This is a genomic window from Enterococcus sp. FSL R5-0957 (assembly GCF_038008005.1).
Lineage (GTDB): Bacteria > Bacillota > Bacilli > Lactobacillales > Enterococcaceae > Enterococcus_B > Enterococcus_B faecium.
This window is the reverse complement of sequence record NZ_JBBOYG010000002.1, coordinates 91352-112019: the sequence shown is the minus strand read 5'-3', so window position 1 is coordinate 112019 and position 20668 is coordinate 91352. Positions and strand designations below refer to the sequence as shown.

Below are 20668 nucleotides of genomic sequence, written 5' to 3'. Positions count from 1 at the left end.
TATTTCATTTTCTCATTTATTCCATAAAGTTGTTCTCATATATCAAGTAAAGTTACACTTTTACGCGATCCTTGAATTGTTTATTTTCCTTATTTTCTCGCGCCTTTCGGAGTCTAGACACGATAATTTTTTCCTTGTTATCGTGTTTTTCAATTTTAGCCATTTCAGAATGAGGCCATTTTTTTATTGTTTCGCTATAAGAGAGACTTAGATCTTCTTCTAATTGCTTTATTACTTCGACAGAAGAGCTAGGTAAATCCAATTGAGCGAGTAAACTTTCTTTTTGTTGCTCCCACGTATCTTTGCTGATCAAACAACTCATTGGATCAATAAATTTTTCACTTTTAGGCACAAATATATCATGTTTATTCAAGCTTTGGATCAGTAACTCAACACCTAGAATAAGTACACTTTGATTGACTTCATTAGGGTTAGAGTGAATATAATAAACCCATTTCTTTGGTATGTGACTTTCAATTGATTCAAATTGTCTAAAAGTAATTGGCTTGGAAAATCTATGTTGAATTAAACGCCATACTGCCATACAATCTTCGCCATAGTGCCCATTTTCTATTGTTAATGTTTCAATAATCAAAGGAATAAACTTTCGAATTTTACGATAAGATTGAAGTAATTCTGTAATTGCAATAGGTTCTTGTTCATTTTTTACAAGTTTCTTCACTTGATATACTGCATTTACAATATCTTCTTCAGGATATTGGTCAAACACTTGGCTTCGCAGACAATCAATTTCAATAGAATCGTCTAAAAGTAGTTCAACTATTTCAGATAGAGTAAATGCTGCACGATCCAAATCTTTTAACGTTCGTAGCCGTTCTTTTGATTCTTTATTTCTTGCTCGTTTAAAAATTGACTCATAACATTTAATTAAAGCTGTAAGCAATTCGTCTGTAGCGACTTTTTCATACTCATACACAAAAGCAACTAAAAGAGCTAATTTTTTCTGAGTACTCATTCTTTGAAGAAGGCTTGATTTGGCCTTGAAAGCGTAGGTAGCTAAATGTTTTATTTTTCCTTCAGGGACAGTTGAGAAATCCCATTCACTCGTATGAAACTGTTGGAATTCCTTTAATCGATGAAAGCCACGAGTGATTTCTTTTCTACTTTCATCAATTAAAGGCGCTCGTAAAATATCCATTTTAGTTAATGCCCCTTGAATAGGTGTCCCCATAAGACTAAGTAAATTTAATAATTTTTCTGACTCTTCTTCGGAAGGTATAAGAGAGAGTTGATTCGTTAATTGCTCTTCTGCTTGTTCAACAATTTTGGAAATAAAGCGTTGAAACACGGACACACCTGGAAGTAATATTTTTTCTTCTAAACACTTTTTCAATAACATATTTGAGAGCATTTCAGTTGTTTCGGTCGTATGTGAAGCACGAGATAAAAGCCAATTATAAAGAATTTTTTGGCAATCATAGTCATGAAAATTTCTATATGAATAGCGATCTTTGATTAATTGTGCATGTTTACTGATTGTCATTTTTCTAGAATATGAATCAAATTCACATGGATCAATAGATAATTGATTGGCTAGGTATACTATTACTTCTAACGGAATTTTTGAAAAATCAGTAAAAAACGTTCCTAAAAATCTTACTGTCCCAAGCTGTACAGCAAAACCGAGTTTAGTGGAATGTAATCTCATTTCATCAATAATTTCCTTATCAAAATCAGTTAACTGGAAATATAGCTGTAATTGTTCTTCTGAAGGAATACCCGTAAACATACCAAAAAGTTTTTCTTTTTCCATTCAAACCTCCAAACTTTCCAAAAACTATAGGTTTTTAGAATCGTATTTCTAGTTTTTGACTATAAAGAGAAAAAGTCCTACAATGCCGTTGTAAAAATCGGGGAAAAGGGATATATAGATTTTATCTCATTTTCAAAACAAGCATAAAAGCCCTTTTGTAAATTTTGATTTTATTTTACACTCTCCCTTAAAGCATATTTGGAATAACCATCATTCCTATAATCGCAACCCCGACTACAGCATAAAGACTATTTACTACGAGAGAAATCTTCATCAAATTGTTTTGTGCTTTTCCTTTTGTATATGAAAATAGCGTAAATAGGCCACTGATAATCATAAAGATCGCATAACTCGTAATCATGATTTCAGCTGTTGGCGATTCTAAAGCCCATTCATTTGTTCGAAGTAATAAGATCGTCCAAGGTACAAAAACCATAACGGTACTGATGATTGTTAATATTTTCTTTTTCATTTTTTATCTCCTTTCAACTTTTCCAAATCTTGCAGACGCAATTGATAAAGCAACGATTGTGATAATTACAGCTACTGGAATCCATGGAAAGAATTCTATTGCTTTAGTAGAGAGATCAGTGGACAGCTTCCCATATTCTGAAGTTATGACAAAGAACGGGTAACACATAGGATATAAAAACCAAGCCTTTGTATTGATGAACAAAACAGAAGGAACAATAGAAGCAAGACTTAATCCGACCGCGAATATAGGTGTATGAATACAGACAGAAATCATCCAAAAAACAGCTAGCATGGGGATTGAAGAAACATAAATTAATCCCATCTCTTTTAAAACAAAAAGTGGCGAAAGAATAAAATTATAGTCCTGAGTTTGAGATATGATAGCTGCACTAATATAATAAACGACTGCTACCATAAGAAGCTGAACAGCTGCAAGTGCTAAAAGAACGACAAATTTTGCTAAACTTAATTTCACCATGTTTATTGGTAAAGCGAGCATTTTCAAGATACCATTATTACTTCTTTCAATTTGATTTAAAAGCAAAGTTGCGACAACCATGCTGGCTGGATATAAGAACCAAGATAGTCCTAATAAACCTTGTATAAAGAAATTATGTTCCGGAGTAATCCCGACCGCCATATCAAAATTTAGTTGTGCACTAAATAAGGAAGGCAACCATAGTATGAGAGCCGCGATAAACAATACTGGCAAAATTCTGGAGCGTTTGATTTTCTTAAATTCAACTGCGATGAGGGAAGAAAAGTTCATTCGAATGACCTCCTAATTCTTAAAAATATCCATTCTGCGACAGCAATTACTGCTACCTCAATGAGTGCAACGCCAATATATAAGTTTACTTGATTAACTTCTACTCCTCCTAGTGTTTGAAGGGGCAAGGCAAAGGGAAAAAGTGATAACACGAAACTTTGACTAGACAACATGGTAGCCAAGAAAACAGCTACTACGTTCAATCCAAGTGAAACCCATATATTCTGAAAAAGAGAAGCAATCATAAGCGCTAATAAAATGCTCGGCAAACCTAGAAGGAAAAAGAAACCAAAATTTTTTCCAAGTTCAACCCAAAATCCATCGTTCAAACCAAACCATTGAGAAGTACTAACGATTAAAGCCACTGCTTCAAGGACAAGAAGTACCGCATACAGACTGGTTAACAGAATGACTTTGCCAAAATATAATGTACTTTCCTTTACTGGTAAGGACTTCATTTTTTGTATCGCATTATCGGCATATTCGGTAAAATACAACAGACACGCACCTGCAGCAATCAGTAAAAGATTCATCATAGCCATCATTTGCCAATTGGCTTGAAGAAGAATTTGTAAAGGAGAATCTGGCAAATTCACATAAACTTCTGAACGAAAAGCCATATTTAACAGCGGAATTGCTGCTGAAAATAATCCTCCTATTAAGAATGCAGGAATCAACCCTGTTCGCTTACTCTTTTTGAGCTCTAAAGAAGCCATCATTTCCTTTCACCTCGCCGACCATTATCTGCGTCAATCAATGCTAGGAAAGTATCCTCTAAATTGTTTGTTGAATACCCTTGTTCAGCGACTGTCTTGTCCAATGAATCGATTGTTCCTTCAAAAAGAAGATTCCCATGATTTAAAATGCCAATATTATCTGCCATTAGTTCAATTTCAGACAGTAAATGAGAAGAGACAAGCACAGTACAATCAAATTTTTCTGGAACCGACCGGATAAGATTCCTGATTTCATGTACGCCCACCGGATCAAGTCCATTTGTCGGTTCATCAAGAATTAGAATAGGTGGTTGTCCGATTAATGCGCTTGCCAATCCTAATCGTTGTTTCATTCCGAGAGAATATTTTCGAGCTAGTCTATTTTTCCATTCTGACATACCTACAATTTCTAGAGCTTCATCTACAGTTGATTCGGGTAAGTCTAGGATTTCACGAACAATCTCTAAATTTTCTCCTCCTGTAAGATTTCCATAAAAAGCAGGTGCTTCAATAAACGATCCAATTTCCTTTAATATTTGATTTCTGTTTTCAGGGTGTTTTTTATTATTGATTATGAAAGTACCACTTGTAGGTTGTGTTAAACCTAAAAACATTTTCATAATTGTTGATTTTCCTGCTCCGTTTGGTCCTAGCAAGCCGTATACCTTTCCTTTAGGAATATGCATACTCACATTACGTACCGCTGTAAAATCACCATAGGATTTTGTTAGGTCTTGTGTTTCAATGATGTTCATTGTATTTGCTCCTTTCCTTTATGTTTCTATTTTACAGGTTCATCCTTGCAGGAACCTTCTGTAAACCTTACATTTGCCTTACAATTGGTATTAAGTAAAATAGTTTGAAAAATTTAAGTTATAATAAAGTACATAAAGTAGGTGAAGAATTGGACATAAGCTATTTAAAACAAAAAAGAATCTTATTAGTTGATGATGAACCGGAACTGTTAGATATGGTGGTTTCTATTTTGAAAGAATATGATTTCGAAGATATCCAAACTGCGCAGACAGTCGGGGAAGCAGTGAGCGTAGCTGAGGAGTATTCACCAGAATTTGCAATACTAGATGTCATGCTGCCCGATGGTGACGGCTTTTCTTTAATGAAAATACTGAAAGAACAGAAGGACTATCCTATTTTATTCTTAACAGCCAAAGGAGAAGATGAAGATAAATTGGAAGGGCTTGGCTTAGGAGCAGATGATTATATCGTTAAACCTTTCTTACCCAAAGAATTAGTTTTTCGGATTACTGCCATTTTAAAGAGAAGCTATAAAGATGAAAACCCGATCGTACAATTACATGATAGTGAGATCGATTTTGAACGCGCAGAAGTACTTAAAGAAGGTGAACGTGTCTCTCTAACCGCTAAAGAACATGCCCTCCTTTCGGCTCTTTACCGTAATACTGGGCGAATTGTGACGATTGATACGTTATGTGAAGCAGTATGGGGAGATAATTACTTTGGTTATGAGAATTCATTAATGGCTCACATCAGCCGTATACGTCAAAAAATTGAAAAAAACCCCTCACAGCCCGTATCTTTAATTACTATTAAGGGTCTCGGCTATAAGCTACTTACGGAGGAGAGCTAAATGAAGAGTGTTCCCAAGTTAATTGGCCGCTTTATCGGGATTCTGCTTATTAGTGTCTTATTATTAATTATTCTAAATTTTTTCGTTATATTTTTTATCACAGTTGATCAGTCTCCAAATGGAGGTCCATACACTACAGCGGAAGAAACTGCTGATTCATTGCGGCAAACGGACAGTGGCTTTGAAATGGATTCTGAATCTCTTGCTTTTTTAGAAGAAAATAATATTTGGGCAATCTTGATAGATGAAAGAACTAAAAACGTTGTGTGGCAAACTGAGAATCTTCCGAAATCAATACCACAAACATATTCCCTTAGCGATATATCTACTCTAACAAGGAGATACATTGACGGATATCCTACTTATACAGGTGATGCGGAAGATGGATTATTAGTACTTGGCTATCCAAAGGACAGTTACTGGAAGCACGTGTCGCCAAGTTGGGATTATCAATTTATTGCAAATTTTCCACAAATTGCTTTAATTATTCTGTTCAGTAATTTTTTATTAATTTTTATTATTTATTTGGGGGCCACAGGCAAGTTGGTAAAATCTGTTAATCCAATCGTTCAAGGAATAAGAAATTTAGCAGCCAAAAAAGAGGTAAATTTGAAGGAAAAAGGGCCACTATCCGAATTGGCAATGAATATTAATCAAACCTCTCAAACGTTACGTTTACAAGAAAGAGATCTTAGGAAACGAGAAAATGCAAGAGCCAATTGGATTGCAGGTGTATCGCATGATATACGAACACCCCTTTCAATGGTCATGGGATATGCAGGACAATTAGAAGATAATTCAAATCTTTCACTCTTAGAGCGAAAAAAAGCCTCGATTATTCTTCGACAAAGCGAGAAAATGCGAGACTTAATTAATGATTTAAATTTAGCTTCAAAATTAGAATATAATATGCAATCGATAAATATGAAAAAATTAAATATTCTAGCTCTCGTACGTCAAGTTATTGTAGATTTTCTAAATAATGACCTTGAAGATAATCACCCTATTCTATTAGAAACTGACGGAAATACTGGTTCTTTTTATGTTCAGGCTGATGAAGACTTGATAAAACGAGCACTTACAAACCTCATTCAAAATGCCATCAACCATAACGAGAATGGCTGTACAATTTATATATCACTCGGAAATACACTGGAAAAATCTACTATTACGATAGCAGATGATGGTGTAGGAGCTTCTGACAAACAAATAGACAAACTGAACAATACACCCCATTATATAATTAGTGACGATTCAACCACTGAACAAAGACACGGATTAGGTCTACTTCTAGTTAAGCAAATTATGGAATCTCATAACGGTAAAATGAGAATTGATCAAAGTCATTATGGTGGTTTTTCAGTCACTTTGGAATTTCTAAAATATTAAGGAATCTTACTACCACTGGAAGTTGATTTCATTAATTAATATTAAAAAAGACTATTTTCTGAGCGAAATAGTCTTTTTTAATGTTCTATTAGTGCATCGTAGCGCTTAAAGTTAGTGCAAAATAAAATCAAAATTTACACCCTTTAAATAGGGCTTTTATATGTTAATCACAAATCACTTATCACAAATCACAAGTGATTAATCACTTGTGATTTGTGATTCTTAATGATACAATATTACTATACAAAAAAAGAATGGGGCGTAGTTATGGAGAAGGAAGAACTAAAAATACTTGAAGAATTAAGACGTATTTTAAACAGTAAAAATGGTTCTGTTGCAAAGTTTTAAATAAAGAATAAAATCCCTTACGGTATCTATGATTTAAGCTGGGATTCCCAATAATACCTTGATTTCAGTACAGACCGAAAACCCGAAGAGAGTGCCTTCTTTTCGGGTTTTCTTATATAATCCTCGAATGGCTTCCATGCCTTTAATCGTGGTAGAGGCAGTGCGTAAACTTCGATAGAATTTATTGCGTCTCTTTACTGGACGATGGTCTTGTTCAATCAAATTATTCAGGTATTTAATGGTACGATGTTCTGTCCCTTGATAAAAGCCGTATTCTTTTAGTTTCTTAAAGGCACTTGTAATAGAGGGGGCTTTATCTGTGACTACAACCTTCGGTTCATCAAACTGCTTCACTAACCGCTTAAGAAAAGCATACGCTGCTTGTGTGTCCCGTTTTTTACGTAACCAAATATCCAAGGTTAAACCATCTGCATCGATGGCTCGATACAAATAATGCCATTTTCCTTTAATTTTGATGTACGTTTCATCCATTTTCCATGAATAAAAGGATTTTTTATTTTTCTTTTTCCAAATTTGATAGAGTAGTTTGCCATATTCTTGCACCCAACGATAAATCGTTGTATGAGAAACGTTAATGCCACGATCATATAAGATTTCTTGAACTTCACGATAGCTAAGGTTATAACGAAGATAGTAGCCCACGGCTACAATAATCACATCCTGCTGAAATTGCTTTCCTTTAAAATGATTCATCGTCATTCCTCCTGCTATCTTTTTCTATTATTCTACCTTATTTGATAGTAGATTTAAAACTTTGCAACAGAACCAGATCCACAATAGAAAAAAATAGAGGCCTAACGCTATAATCACTTTTGTACTCCCCATATCTTCCACTCCTTAAAAAAATAGTTGTTATGAAAAAGACAATTAAAAATGCTTCCTTTTCTTTACCCGTGGCAAAACAATTTTCCCACGATTTATCCTTACACCGTCTTTTACATAGCAACGATAACTACCATCAGGGGCTAAACAGACTTTTCCAATAGGTACCTCTGTTTTTTTTTGTACTTGGTAACTAAAACAATTTCCTCTAATTGGTAAATTGACTGTTTATCAACTACTTTGTTGTCAAATAATGATAAGACCATATTAGGAGCAACTTTAATCCCTAACATGATATTTGATTTTTCATTATCCCAAATCGGATCAACAGTTTTACCTATGGGAAGTGTGATTAATTTCATTGAAATTTCTTGCTGCATGAAAATACTCCCTTCTTCGTTTTTTTATTAACTAAACGTCTATTGTTTACTAAGTAAAAACGTAGAACGAATAATTCGCAGATTTTTGCAACCCGAGATAATCTAACTCCTATGAAGGCCGGATATTCGCTCAATACCTTGGGTATATCTTTGCAAATCCTTCAATGTTTTCAGGCACACCGATAATTCTATCGGTTACTCCAAGCCCCTTATTAGCCTTGCTGATTAACTTGGAGGGGGTTCTACATCCCAAAAATTCATGTATTTAGTTTTAGCTCCTTTTGTACTCGTTATCAGTACGCCAGGAAAGAATGTGTTAGAAAAAATTGCTAATTTAATTAGCAAACAATAGACGTTTAGACAGCTACAACTTCTCCTAGTTGCCTCTTTTAGAACTTTTACCAGCATAGTAATGATCAAGCATCTTTTTCGCGTGTTCACGATCCTCAATCTTCTCAATAAGTTGGTAAATATATAAAGCTCTATTTGTATTCCCCTTTTTATTTATAGACAACCAATTATTCTCTCTTGTAGTCCTGAGTCTTGCTCCTGCACAGGCTCTTTCTGCTATTACGTTGTTTTTCTTGTCAAAGACAAAACGAATTTTGGGATAAATAGTATTGATCCCCACTCTATCCACTTGGACCGGCACCTTTTCACCTCGCTCAAAAAGATAACAATACTTGACCGCAAATCCTTCTTCTAAGTACCAAATTTGACTGTTCAATAGTTTTATTTTCGTGCTGACTGTCTCCAAATCTTTCTCTCTGACTTCGATTCCAATAGATCCCATTCAAGCACCTCCAGAAATATTAATATATTTTTAAGTGAATTAGTCTTACCTCAAAACAACAAAAAAAGTGATGTTGAATTAATGTCCAACACGACTTATGCCACTGCTTCGGTCATTACCCTTTCCCCTTTCGAAGTCATTATCGTTCCATTTCAAGATGATCAGGATTCGATTTTTAAAAATTTGACATTTATGACCACGTTAGCCAAAGGGCTGTCAGAAAACTTGATTAACAGCTCGCATAATTATACGTCGAACGCCTTATATTCCGGTGAACAGCGATTATGTACCTATATCCTGCAAGGTTCCTATAAGAATTATTTTTTCGATAATCTGACAGATGTGGCCGCTACGATTGGGATTAGCTATCGGCATTTGCTGCGCTTACTGAATAAGTTATGTGATGATGGTATTTTAAAACGGGAAAAACGGAAATTTCAAATCACTGACATGGAACAACTTAAATACCGATCTTCTGAAGCAGAGTATTTCAAAATAAATCATTGATAAAATACCCATTCGACGCAAGCTGAAAAAGCGTCAGATGGGTATTTACTATTAAAAAGCGCGACTTTCAGTGAGGTGTTGAACAATACTTAAAGAAATACTCAGCGTTTCCAGCCTTAAAAACTTTCATGTAGATATTTAGTCAAATCGTTTACATACGTTTTCTGTTGCTTTTTTAGATAGCTTTTAACAAACGGTCTCAGGTAAATTTTTTTAGCCTGAATCGCTTCAGTAAAATGGTTTTTTGTTTTGTGATCGCTTAAGGAGAAAAATTCACCTGTCCATTTTCCTTTCATATTTACATTCTCCATCTCAAATGCGTAAAACTTCATGGGTTCAAACTCTGTGATTGTGAAGGTCGTGGGGAAATCTTGAGTAGTGTACTCAACGAAAACCTTCTGATCTTCGAGGACTTCAACTTTATTCAGATCACTTCGCCACTTTGTGTTTGTCATTGAAGTGACCACCTGCCAAACTTTTTCTATATCAGCATGAAAGATTGCTTCGATTCTTTCAGTAGTCATAATTATCCAACCCCTTTATTATCATTTTACTGTACTGGACATAGTAAAACCTCTCAGTTTTGATACTAATTCTGCGTGTTTTAATAAGGGTGGATTGACCGTTCTTGGACTTACCAAACTTCATGAATAAATTTATTTCTTCGCTCGGCGTTTCTTTGATAGTTCTCCGGATTTCTTTGGTAGTAATCTTGGTGTTCAGCTTCAGCAGGATAAAAAGTTTTTGCAGCCTCGATGGTTGTTACGATCGGCTGATCAAACCTTCCACTTGCCTGCAAGCTGTCTCGACTTTTCTCAGCAATTCTTTTTTGTTCTTCATTAAAATAAAATATAACCGGACGATAACTGCTGCCACGATCTTCAAACTGACCAAAAGCATCTGTCGGATCTGTTTGCTGCCAATAAATTTCTACTAATTCTTGATATGAAATGAATTCTGGGTCGTAAATAATTTCTACCGCCTCAGTATGGCCTGTATCGCCGCTCTTTACTTCTAAATACGTTGGATTTTCTTTCTCACCGCCAGTATACCCAGAAATCACTGATTCAATTCCCGGCAATGAATCAAAGGGTTTGACCATACACCAAAAACAACCTCCTGCAAAAATTGCTCGCTCCATCTTTCTCACCTATCCTTTACATTTATTCATCCACAGGGACGATGGATCCGCCCCATTTCTTTTCCATCCATTGTTGAACCTTGGCTTCATGCAATGTTTCAACAATTGTTTTAATGTCTTTATTGTCCTTATTCGTCGTTTTCGTCGCGACAATATTCACATATGGCGAATCGTTTTGTTCGATCATCAAGGAATCCTTCACTGGATTCAACCCTTTTTCGTAAGCAAAATTAGAATTAATTGCGACTAAATCCCCTTCATTATTTTCATAGGCTGAAGTCAGTAATGTCGGATCCACACTATGATCAAAGACCAGATTTTTAGGATTTTCAGTAATATCCTCAAAAGTTGCCTGATCAATTTGTATCCCAGGTTTAATTTTGATCAACTTATTTTTTACAAAGATATTTAAGACTCGGCCCCATTCAGAGGGCACATTTGAAACAATCACTTTTGCCCCATCGGGAATAGCAGCAATTTTCTTTATTTTGTGTGAATAAATGCCCATTGGTTCAAGATGGATCGCCCCCACATTTGAAAATTGATACCCATTTTCTTTCTTTTGCAAATTGAAGTATGGAACCGTTGAAAAATAATTCGCATCGATGTCTCCATTTTCCAATGACTTATTTGGCAAAACATAGTCATCGAACTTGACGATCTCTAATTCGATCCCCTTCTTCTTCAACTCTGGCTTAATATGCTCTAAGATTTCTGCATGGGGCGTCGGTGAAGCACCAATCTTTACCTTATCCGTCTTCTCAGCTGAACCCGAGCCGCAGGCAGCCAATAAAGTCACACAACCTAACACCAATAAAACCAAACCAATTTTTTTCATACAAACACTCTCCCAATTTTTTTGACAAATAAAAAAAATATTCATCCCTTTACCTATCAGCATCCTGATAAATAAAGGGACGAATATTTTCGCGTTACCACCCTTATTCGTATTATTCTCACAAATAATACCTCAACGGTACAAACATACCCGGCGATGTAACGGTCGCTTCCCGTCCAGCTTGCGTGAACAAACTAAAGGCTCAGAGCTCATCTTCATTGATTTTCCACGATCCCTCTTTTCACCTGCCGAGGGTCTCTTTAATCGTCTATTAGTCAATTACTCTTCTCTTCAATGCTTCATTATTGATTTACGTTATTCTAATATAAACAATCTTGCTTTGCAACAAAAAAAAGCGAAAACTCCTCAACTTTTAAATTGAGGAGTTTCACCTCTATCGTGTTACCTGTGGCAAAGTCACAAGCTCTGTCAGCTCATTGATAATATTATCCGCTTTACTCTGATCCATAAAGAACCCTTGTTTCAAAGCAACCGTATAAATGCCCGCAGCTTTAGCCGAAGCAATCCCTAATGTTGAATCTTCCACAGCTAGGCAATCATCACAGGCTAAGGCGTCGCGACTGATCAAATAGATTTCCGGATTAGGTTTGCTTTCCTTTAACTCTTCCGCACTAATAGTATATGAAAAATAGCGTTCCAATTTGCAGTCGGATAACATTTGATCAATTTCTTTGCGTGGGGATGACGAGGCCAATCCAATTGCGATATTTTCTACTCTCAATTGTTCTAATACTGATGGCACGCTTTCTCGAATAGCCTTTGAAAAATCAATTCCGTGTCGCTGCTTGTAATGAAGGTACTCTCGATGGAGGCGATCGCGTGTGATCTCATCTTCAGGGATCAGCATTTCCCATGTTTGTTTTTCCGAGTTTCCTACATAATCTTCAAATTTATCAGAGCCTGGTTGTATGCCTTTAAACTTAAAAAAATCCATTCGACGTTTAAAATAGAAGGGTTCACTATCAATTAGCACACCGTCCATATCAAATATTACTGCTTTTCTCATTCTCTCACCTAGTCCTTCACAATATCATTTAGTAAGCGAAGCTCTAACAAAGGAAGCTCAATCGTATATTCCTTGTCAACCTCTTGAAATGCTTGATGGATCAACTCCATATTATGTCCCTCTTTTTGAATATATTCTTTGATATCTGCTTGTTCATATACACTTTCTTTGCGTAAAATACGTTCGATCATTGAGCAGCAGTGCATGTAAAGCAAGAACAATTGATTGTTTGAAAATTCGATCCCCATTAGTTTTTCGAGTTCTTTGACGGCCTTTTGTACCAATCTCAAAACCTTCGTTGCATCAAGGATCGTTAAATTTTCTACGATCTTGTTAATCGAGAAATTAAAAATCAATTGACTCTTGAAGGCTTTACTATCAATGTCGACTTGTTCATGCAATAGCTCCGCAAATTCTGAAACGGCTTCTCCGTTGATTAATTGATCCAAACCAATGTATGGGACTTGATTGATTTTCGGGTTTTCTGTCCCAACGGTCATCAAGACATCATACAGCTGAAATGGAGTCTCATACATTTTATTCTCAGCTAATTTTTTATAGTCATAAGGCAGGATGGTCAATTCCTTTGCAGAATCACCTAAGCACTTCTGTAGGATTTCTTGGATTTGAGTGGCGCTTCCTATTCCTGTATAACAGCAGGTAATGATCGCTTTTTTCTTATTTACCTCTGGGATGATCAGTTGCTTTTGTATACGGTTTTCGACAGTGATGGCCTCATAAACTTCGGTGACACTGTTGCCGTTGACAATATGTTCTCCGACTTCCAATACAAGCGGTGTACTGACATTATCAATAATAACCAAAGGACTCTTAATATTATTTGAAAGACGTTCCCCCAATTGATTGAAGGAACCCATATCTACTAGTAGGATCAATCCTGAATCTGTACGATAATCATTGATATAACGAATAATCTGTGTTTCAACCTTGTCTAAGGTGATATTGATGGGCATATCATAGGCCTGAAACACATTTTTCCCTAGCATCCGATTCACGACATTCGCCAAACTGCTGGCTGTTGAATAGCCATGGGCTAGTACGATACATTTTACGTCATTCGGCAGGTCGCTGATCTGTAAACTATAAAAATAAAAAGTCACAAAAACAATATCTTCATCCAATAATCGCTGATCCAACTGCTGGGATAAATAGCTCAATAGCTTTTTAGCATACCAAAATGGCGTTTCTAAAAATGAATCCAAGAATTCCATCAACTCATTTTTTTGTTCCTGCCAGCCATAATCACTATCTAAAATATCTGTATTATCCTTTAGATAAAGATAGCTTGCTAAAGAAACAACCCGATTGCCATCCTGTTCAAATCCATAGTTCTCATACATCATATCCAGTGTTTGTCGAATATGATAAGTCAGCACGGAATATAAAGACTCTTCCTTTTCATACGTTCCTTGAAAAATAAATTCGTCCATCATTTGTGTCACACGACTAACAGTATCCTCAATGAATTCTTGCGGCTGACTCTCTTTTTTCTGGACCTTTTTAAATTCTGATACGACTTCATCAAAAAAATTACGAAGCAGTTGTGTCTCTTTGCTTTCCAAGTGAATTTGCTGAGTCGTGTTGGGTAGGTGGATTTGAGTCAATATCTTGGACACATTTTAGTAGAGACGGTTAAGCCATTTTTTCTTTTGCTAATTCTTCAAATTCCTGTGGGGTTAGATAGTGAATCGAGCTATGGATTCGATTTCGGTTATAAAATCCTTCAATGTAGCTAAATAGCGCTCGATTTGCTTCTTCAAAATCTGAGTAGCTAGTCGTGTAGACTTCTTCTTTTTTCAATGAGGCATGGAAAGATTCGATTCCAGCATTATCATAAGGTGTTCCTTTTCTACTATAAGAATGCCTTATTTTGTTGGTTTTAAGCCATTGTTCCACTTCTCTTGCTGTGTATTGGCTGCCCAAGTCAGTGTGTAGAATCATTCCTTCTGGAATGTGATAATGTATTTTTGCTTTATTCAATGTTTGAATGACACAATCCACAGTCATTCGTTTTGAAAATGTATAACTAATAATTTTTTTCGTGTGTAAATCCATGATTGAAGATAAGTAACACCAACCATTTTTCTTAGTAGGAATGTACGTAATGTCAGCTGCCCATTTCTCACAGATCGTTTCAGTAGAAAAGTCCTGATTTAAGAGATTCTCTTTTGAAATGATCGGTTTATTAGACCTTTGAGGTCTATATTTTTTAACTACAATCGACCTTAAATTTAATTGTTTCATTAGCTTTTGGACATGTTTAAGAGATACTGAAATCCCTTCTTTTAATAAAACTTGATGGATCTTTGTGGCACCATAGCGTTGTTTATTCGTAAAAAAAATTGTTGAAATCTTCTTTTTCAACTTATTATTTCTGATTTCTGTAGCTGTCAACGGTTTATTCTTATAAAAATAATAGACACTTCTAGGGATTTCTAATAACCGACACAACAAAGAAACAGTGTAATCCTTACACCATTTTTCAATAAATTGAACAAGCGAATTTAGGTTTTCCGAGAGAATATGGCTGCGGCTTTTTTTAAGATTTCAAGTTCCTCATTTAAACGAGCATTTTCTTTTCTCAGTTCAGCTACTTCTTTTCCAGTCAGTCCTGTGGACTGATCAGGTAAATATAAATTCTTCCATTTGTAAATCGTTGCTTCAGATAAGCCATATTCTTTCGCTAACCCTCGAACAGAACGTCCAGTTTGATTCAGTTCAACAATCATTTGTTTAAAATTTTCTTCATATCGGGTCATAAAAATTCATCCTCTCGTAGATAAGTTTAATTTATTCTTGTCTCTACGAAAAGCTGTCTAAGATTTGATACTAACACCACGTATATTCCTGGAACGGGTTTGGTTCAGAGCTAAGAGCAGCAAGGCAGCAGCATAATAAAAGCACCTAGACCAATTAAGGCCTAGATGCTTCACAAAAGATCTATCAACTCTACTTGACGAAGAGCCAACAATTGCCGAGACAAACGCAAAAAGCCGGCACACTTCGCAATCAATGCGCCGTGTACCGACTTCAAGTTCTTTATGATTACCGCCCATCCACCAATTCGAGGTGGTAGCCGCGGCGGCGTATTTCACTGGCGTAGTTATCGGGTAAGGGCTCATCAAACCGGAGTTCAACGAGTACGTGCTGCCTGCCAGCGTCGTCCCGTACCGTGAAAACGTGCGCCGATCCGGGCTCGTGCGGGCGTACATCCAGCACCACCTGGTCAGGAGAGAGTTCTCCCCGCTGGCGCGCCTGCACCAACGCGGTCAACACCCGGTCTAAATTAGTAATGGTCACTGGTTGCATCCTCTTCATCCCCCCGATGTTGCCGCTATCGTCTACATATAAACTATACACGCCGCTTCCGAGATGCAAGTCCAGCCAGTCCCAGCACGCTAAGGATAGCTAGACCGATTGCGGCCAACGGGCTGTGTGTTTCCCCCGTCGCCGGCAGTGCCGCTGCAGTCGTAGTTGCTGGGCTTTGACCTTGCTCAGCACCACTCTGCGGACGACCTGCCTGGCTGGCGGCAGGTACTAGCTGTACGCCACCCTGACCATCATTCTTGTAACCAGGTGCAGCAGGGTGCACGTCTGGAGCGCCCTGCGCCTGCCCGCGCTGCCCACCATCAACCCCGGGGCTGGTGATGGCGGCAGGTACTAGCTGTACGCCACCCTGACCATCATTCTTGTAACCAGGTGCAGCAGGGTGCACGTCTGGAGCGCCCTGCGCCTGCCCGCGCTGCCCACCATCAACCACGGGGCTAGTGATGGCGGTACCCTTACTGCCCTGCGATTTTGGTGTCACGCTAGTTGCGTCCACCCGTACGACGTGGAAAACCTTCGTGATGGTGTTACCCACCATATCCACGGCAGTCACGGTGAAGTAGTTATCGCCCTCCAACAGGTTGTACGTCTGGCTAAAGTCAGCCGCCCCATAAGGGTTTGAGCTGGCCGCATCCGCATCCACGTGGTTGTTAAACCCAGCCAGGTTCTTCTGGTGCACAACGTTATCGCCGTTCGTGTACAGCCGGTAGCCATTCACGTTATCGTTTACGGTGCCCGTGACGGTAAAGGTCGGGTCTGACGTCGTGATATCGTAGTTACCATCCGCATCAACCGTCAACGTGTCGGCTTGCGGCATGGACAAAGTTGGGAAGACGGTGTCCAGGTAGATCTGGAGCGCGCCGTAAGCCGTGCTACTTGCCGTCGTACCGTCATCGTTGGTCGTAGTCGTCGTCAGACGGTAACCAACTGACTGCTGCTCAGCGGCTTTGAATGGTACCGTGAAGCTGAACGTCCCGTCCGCGTTAATCGCAACCGCCTTGGTCGGCTCGGTAGCATCAGTCACCGTCATGGCTTTCCCGGCAGGATCAGCCACCTTACCCGTAATCGTCAGTTCACCAGTCTGAGGGTCGTAAACGTCCGCCACCTGATCAGCACCCACCAACGTAAACGTGTTGTCGTTAAACTTATCAAAGGAAAGCCCAGCAGTTGGCTGTGCGTGCGTCGTAATGTCCGCAAAGGCGCGCCCACTAAGCACTGGCGCCCCGGTCGTGACCGTAGCGTCCGCAGCCGCGTCTGCGTTATCGCGCAGGGCAATCACCGTGTGTGGATTCGTTGTGCTGAAGTGACCGTATCCGGCAGTGCCGTCAGCGTCAAGGAAGACGATCATTTCGTCCCCGTCAGCACGTCCAGCCCGCTTGTATTCGCCAAAGTTAGCGGTCGGGTACAGGACGGTGCCCACAAAGTCGCCGTAGGGATCCCCTTCGGTCAGGTTAAACGTCACGATACCAGTAGCCGTATCGACTTTGCCTGGGAACACTTTGCCCGCGATAGCGTCGGTCGCGTAAACAATCCAATCGACACCCGCCGGCACCTGGGCGTACGCGGTGAAACTCGTCTGGTCGGACACGGCCTGCACGAAGCCCTTCGTAGGCCAATAGATATTACTGCCGTCGCCGACTTGCCAACTAAACTGCGGTGCGACGTTGGCGGCAGTATCGGTTGCTGAGGCTGAAGTAGTACCCGCAAACGCCTGTACACTCGCGCTGGTGTGGTTGCCAGCAACGTCCGTCACCGTCAAGGTCAGCTGCCCATCGCTCGTTGCTAGGGCGGCCATTTGCGCTGCCGTCAGTTTGAAGCTGATTGTCCCAGCGTTACTTTGCCCGTTGTTATCGAGACTCACCCCATACTCCTGGGCGCCAATCTTGAGCACCGCGTCACTAAACTGGCTGAACCCCGCACCCTGGTCGTTGTAGCTGGCCGTCAACTGACCTTTGGCGTAAGTCAGACCGGTCAGAGTCGGTGCGACGGTATCCACGGCTACAGGTAAATCAAAGTTTTGTTCCTGCTCCGCCCCGTCGTTGTACTGCTCAGTCACAATCCGGTAAGTGTACCTACCATCCGGTGTCGTGATGTACTTGCCCGTCTGTTGGTCGTAAATCCGACCATCCCAGGTAAACGCGTCAGCATCCAGACGCATGTCGGTGCTCAACCCTAAGTCAGAGTTGTGACTGGAGCCATCTTGCAGGTATGACTTGGTCGTGTTGTTCTCCTTGTCGAGCACGCGAACCAATTTACCATTAGCGTCCAGAATCTGAATGGTGACCGCCTTGAGGTTCTGCTTGGCAAAGACGTATGGGTACACGGTATCGCTAGCACCGTCTCCGTTAGGCGAGAACGAGACCTTGCCGTTCTCAATGTACGCGGGCACCTGTCCCCACGTGTACTTGCCTGTTACGTCGCTATTCACGAGGTTGCTCAGTGAGGCAGCGTCGGTGACCCCCAGCGGGTTATTGTTGTTATCAACGAGGTACCCACCCTTAAAGATTGAGTCCTGCTTGTTCGCCGAATCATCAATAATCTGCTCGGTGGTGAGGTCACCAAAGTAGCCGAGGTACGGCACACTGATGGTCTGGGTGTCGTCTCCCGCTTTGAATGTCAAGTAGCCCTCGACAATTTGGTTAGCGGCAACCGCATCAGCCAACGCGAGCGTGAAGGTCACCACTTTGCTGGCACCGGGAGCGAGCGTAAACGTTGGCGTAGCACTGTTCACCGCCGCTCCTGCCAATTTCTGGTCGTGCACGATATTACCCTTACTGGTGTCCCGCACCTGCGTGAGGGGCCCACCGTCGTAGTCGACCGTGTAGCTTTGGGTCGTCTGTCCGTAATTGGTTAAAGTCACGTTGAAGCTGGTCGTCTGCCCGATTTTACCCAGCGACACCGAGCCGGCGTTATTTGTACCCTCAGCAGCGACGTCCAAGTTCCCCGCCTTGGTCACATCAATTTGTCCAGCACCCTGGCGCCGCGGGGAGACGTAGGTGTCCGGGTAGTTTAAGTCAATCATTGGGTCTGCCGCGTTCATTAACGCTAGCTTAACGGCCTTAACCAGGTCCGCGCCCTGCAATTCTGGACGGGTTGCCTTGAGTTTCTGCATGACTAGTAGGGCCGCACCGGCATCGTACGGGCCAGCCATGGAAGTACCGGACTCAACCGCGTATGTTTGGGTATTGGTTGTCGGGTCAATGGCCGTGGAGGTCACACTATCACCGGGCGCCGCGATGTCCGGCTTAAGCGTATAGTCCGCCATCGGTCCCCACGAGGAGAAGCCGTCCATTTCAGAATCAGCACCAGTCGCACTCTTCTCGGCGGCGACGGTCATCGCGGACGCTGCGGCACCGGGATCGGCAATGGTTGAATCGTTCTTCGGCACGTACGCCGTGGAAATATCATTCGGCGTATCGGAGCCCACAATGCTGGCCGCGTTGGCGTTGTTGCTGGCCGAGATGGAAACAAAGACTCCGTGGTCGGTAGCGTACTGCACGGCGGCTTGCTCCTCGTCGGTCAGATCTTGTTCGGCCACACCAATTCCCAGTGACATTTGGATGGCATTGGCTCCCATCGAAACGGCGTCCCTTATTGCCCGGGAAATATCGTTAGCATTTTCGTCCGGGAACTCATCAATGACCTGCATCGCCAAAATCTGGGCTTCCGGGGCGACCCCTTTGACGTAGACTGACGCTTTAGACGTACCGGTAGCACCATCGGCAACGGTCCCGTTGGCGGCAATAATACCAGCGACGTGTTCACCGTGCGTAGACCCGGACACCGTAGTCCCCGTGTTGACACTATCGTTGTTGACGTAATCGTAGGCAAAGGGGATCTTGCTGTTGACGTACGTGCCGTGCCCTAGCTTAGCAATAGCGGCCTCCGCGGCGTCTTTGCTAATCGCCGCCGTACTATCGTCAGTCAACCGCAAGTCTGCGTGTGGTTGGACCCCAGAATCGATCACGGCCACAACCATGCCCTGACCCTGATAACCCTCATTCCACAAGCCCTCAACGTTCCCCTTGGTCAACGTATCCTGGTTTGCGGGACCGGGATCGACGGTTGCGTCGGCTGTAGCCTGCGCGGTGGTGGTAGCGGCAGGTGTCGTCGTGGTTGCAGCGCTTGAACTCGACGCGCTCGCACCACTGGTGGCAGTGGCGCCGCTAGTGGCTGCACTTGAGCCAGCCTGCGATTGACTCGTAGTAGTAGCTGGCGTCGTGCCCTCCTCCGTAGCCGTGCTACTTTGCGTGTGGTTGTCCGCTACATTTTGCGCGTCGTCCACCGCGGTGGACGACTGTCCGGTCGTTTCCGTGTCGGTTTGCGTTTGTACCGTTGCCGCCGACGTGGTATCGGCCGACACTGATTGTGTGGCGTAACCACTCAGCACAATAGCTCCCGCACTAACGGTAATGATTGCCGCCGCTACCCCCTTGGAGCCCGACTTATATAACTTGTAGTGCCTCTTCATTTCGGTCATCGAATTTCTACGCATTCGTGACTACCCCCCCTCATATTGGTTGTTGAGCACGCCATCTTTCCAGACAAAGCTTTGCAAAAAACACAAATCGTTCACATTTTTAACTCATTTAATTTTAATTTGCTCAACAAGGGTAATTTATCGCATCACATCAGCATTGTCAAGACATTGAATATCGGTGTATCGATAATTACGACATATTGGGACCACTTGACCGCCGCATAATTATGAG

At 40.8% G+C, this 20668-nt stretch carries 18 protein-coding genes, 3 pseudogenes and 1 other annotated feature; of the genes and pseudogenes, 5 read left to right on the top strand and 16 right to left on the bottom strand.

The features are described 5' to 3' along the window. Nucleotides 1-52 precede the first annotated feature (52 nt). Entirely contained in the window at nucleotides 53-1774 is a 1722-nt protein-coding gene (locus tag MKX69_RS13045) for a DUF4158 domain-containing protein (RefSeq protein ID WP_341010564.1), read from the bottom strand. Between the two features lie 63 nt (nucleotides 1775-1837). Here MKX69_RS13045 and MKX69_RS14110 point away from each other — a divergent pair. Continuing rightward, nucleotides 1838-1921: pseudogene (locus MKX69_RS14110) on the top strand (topoisomerase); the annotation flags it as partial. Between the two features lie 40 nt (nucleotides 1922-1961). Here the strand turns inward: MKX69_RS14110 and MKX69_RS13040 are convergent. The 4 genes from MKX69_RS13040 to MKX69_RS13025 are packed head-to-tail and all read right to left on the bottom strand — an operon-like array spanning nucleotide 1962 to nucleotide 4488. Further along, nucleotides 1962-2246 carry a hypothetical protein gene (locus MKX69_RS13040; protein WP_131500805.1) on the bottom strand — a complete coding sequence of 95 codons (285 nt, stop codon included), beginning with the start codon at nucleotides 2244-2246 and terminating at the stop codon, nucleotides 1962-1964. A gap of 3 nt (nucleotides 2247-2249) precedes the next feature. Continuing rightward, entirely contained in the window at nucleotides 2250-3017 is a 768-nt protein-coding gene (locus MKX69_RS13035) for an ABC transporter permease (RefSeq protein WP_043737767.1), read from the bottom strand. Then, nucleotides 3014-3736 (bottom strand): ABC transporter permease, encoded by a 723-nt coding sequence (locus MKX69_RS13030; RefSeq protein ID WP_341010563.1) that lies wholly within the window; start codon nucleotides 3734-3736, stop codon nucleotides 3014-3016. Before MKX69_RS13030 ends, MKX69_RS13035 begins: the two co-directional genes overlap by 4 nt. Beyond that, nucleotides 3733-4488, bottom strand: a complete 756-nt coding sequence (locus MKX69_RS13025) for an ABC transporter ATP-binding protein (protein ID WP_142956107.1) — start codon at nucleotides 4486-4488, stop codon at nucleotides 3733-3735. The genes MKX69_RS13030 and MKX69_RS13025 overlap by 4 nt, the downstream gene beginning before the upstream one ends. A gap of 149 nt (nucleotides 4489-4637) precedes the next feature. Between MKX69_RS13025 and MKX69_RS13020 the strand changes: the two genes are divergently transcribed. From MKX69_RS13020 to MKX69_RS13010, 3 genes and pseudogenes are all read left to right on the top strand, one after another. Then, nucleotides 4638-5342: a response regulator transcription factor gene (locus MKX69_RS13020; RefSeq protein ID WP_142956106.1), complete on the top strand. Its 705-nt coding sequence runs from the start codon at nucleotides 4638-4640 to the stop codon at nucleotides 5340-5342. Next, on the top strand, nucleotides 5343-6731 hold the full coding sequence (locus MKX69_RS13015) for a sensor histidine kinase (RefSeq protein WP_142956104.1): 1389 nt from the start codon (nucleotides 5343-5345) through the stop codon (nucleotides 6729-6731). Between the two features lie 225 nt (nucleotides 6732-6956). Beyond that, nucleotides 6957-7067 (top strand): annotated as a pseudogene (locus MKX69_RS13010) (ParA family protein); the annotation flags it as partial. A gap of 45 nt (nucleotides 7068-7112) precedes the next feature. On the opposite strand, the gene MKX69_RS13005 reads toward MKX69_RS13010, so the two are convergent. From MKX69_RS13005 to MKX69_RS12995, 3 genes are all read right to left on the bottom strand, one after another. Continuing rightward, a complete protein-coding gene (locus MKX69_RS13005; protein ID WP_001015311.1) occupies nucleotides 7113-7793 on the bottom strand; it encodes an IS6-like element IS1216 family transposase in 681 nt (226 codons plus the stop codon). Between the two features lie 272 nt (nucleotides 7794-8065). Beyond that, nucleotides 8066-8302, bottom strand: a complete 237-nt coding sequence (locus MKX69_RS13000) for a hypothetical protein (protein ID WP_341010562.1) — start codon at nucleotides 8300-8302, stop codon at nucleotides 8066-8068. Between the two features lie 376 nt (nucleotides 8303-8678). Further along, nucleotides 8679-9095 carry a hypothetical protein gene (locus MKX69_RS12995; RefSeq protein ID WP_260603093.1) on the bottom strand — a complete coding sequence of 139 codons (417 nt, stop codon included), beginning with the start codon at nucleotides 9093-9095 and terminating at the stop codon, nucleotides 8679-8681. A gap of 81 nt (nucleotides 9096-9176) precedes the next feature. Here MKX69_RS12995 and MKX69_RS12990 point away from each other — a divergent pair, with 81 nt between their 5' ends. Further along, nucleotides 9177-9602 (top strand): helix-turn-helix domain-containing protein, encoded by a 426-nt coding sequence (locus MKX69_RS12990; protein WP_002334640.1) that lies wholly within the window; start codon nucleotides 9177-9179, stop codon nucleotides 9600-9602. A gap of 116 nt (nucleotides 9603-9718) precedes the next feature. On the opposite strand, the gene MKX69_RS12985 is transcribed toward MKX69_RS12990, so the two are convergent. The 8 genes and pseudogenes from MKX69_RS12985 to MKX69_RS12950 form a co-directional block, all read right to left on the bottom strand. Beyond that, nucleotides 9719-10126 carry an SRPBCC family protein gene (locus MKX69_RS12985; RefSeq protein ID WP_142956207.1) on the bottom strand — a complete coding sequence of 136 codons (408 nt, stop codon included), beginning with the start codon at nucleotides 10124-10126 and terminating at the stop codon, nucleotides 9719-9721. 110 nt (nucleotides 10127-10236) lie between these two features. Beyond that, nucleotides 10237-10743 carry a peptide-methionine (S)-S-oxide reductase MsrA gene (gene msrA / locus MKX69_RS12980; RefSeq protein ID WP_002334638.1) on the bottom strand — a complete coding sequence of 169 codons (507 nt, stop codon included), beginning with the start codon at nucleotides 10741-10743 and terminating at the stop codon, nucleotides 10237-10239. Nucleotides 10744-10765: 22 nt separating this feature from the next. Then, a complete protein-coding gene (locus MKX69_RS12975) occupies nucleotides 10766-11581 on the bottom strand; it encodes a MetQ/NlpA family ABC transporter substrate-binding protein (RefSeq protein ID WP_341010561.1) in 816 nt (271 codons plus the stop codon). A gap of 72 nt (nucleotides 11582-11653) precedes the next feature. Further along, nucleotides 11654-11885 (bottom strand) — a binding site (T-box leader). 90 nt (nucleotides 11886-11975) lie between these two features. Further along, on the bottom strand, nucleotides 11976-12608 hold the full coding sequence (locus tag MKX69_RS12970) for an HAD family hydrolase (protein WP_341010560.1): 633 nt from the start codon (nucleotides 12606-12608) through the stop codon (nucleotides 11976-11978). 8 nt (nucleotides 12609-12616) lie between these two features. Beyond that, nucleotides 12617-14221 (bottom strand): annotated as a pseudogene (locus MKX69_RS12965) (PRD domain-containing protein); the annotation flags it as partial. 40 nt (nucleotides 14222-14261) lie between these two features. Beyond that, nucleotides 14262-15388, bottom strand: a protein-coding gene (locus MKX69_RS12960) for an IS3 family transposase (RefSeq protein WP_094850654.1) whose coding sequence is annotated in 2 segments (ribosomal slippage) — nucleotides 14262-15160 and nucleotides 15160-15388 — 1128 coding nt in all. Because the reading frame shifts where the segments join, the coding sequence is not laid out codon by codon here. A 286-nt stretch (nucleotides 15389-15674) separates the two neighbouring features. Next, entirely contained in the window at nucleotides 15675-15938 is a 264-nt protein-coding gene (locus MKX69_RS12955) for a hypothetical protein (RefSeq protein ID WP_008271158.1), read from the bottom strand. A 43-nt stretch (nucleotides 15939-15981) separates the two neighbouring features. Beyond that, nucleotides 15982-20451 (bottom strand): S8 family serine peptidase, encoded by a 4470-nt coding sequence (locus MKX69_RS12950; RefSeq protein WP_341010559.1) that lies wholly within the window; start codon nucleotides 20449-20451, stop codon nucleotides 15982-15984. Nucleotides 20452-20668: the final 217 nt, after the last annotated feature.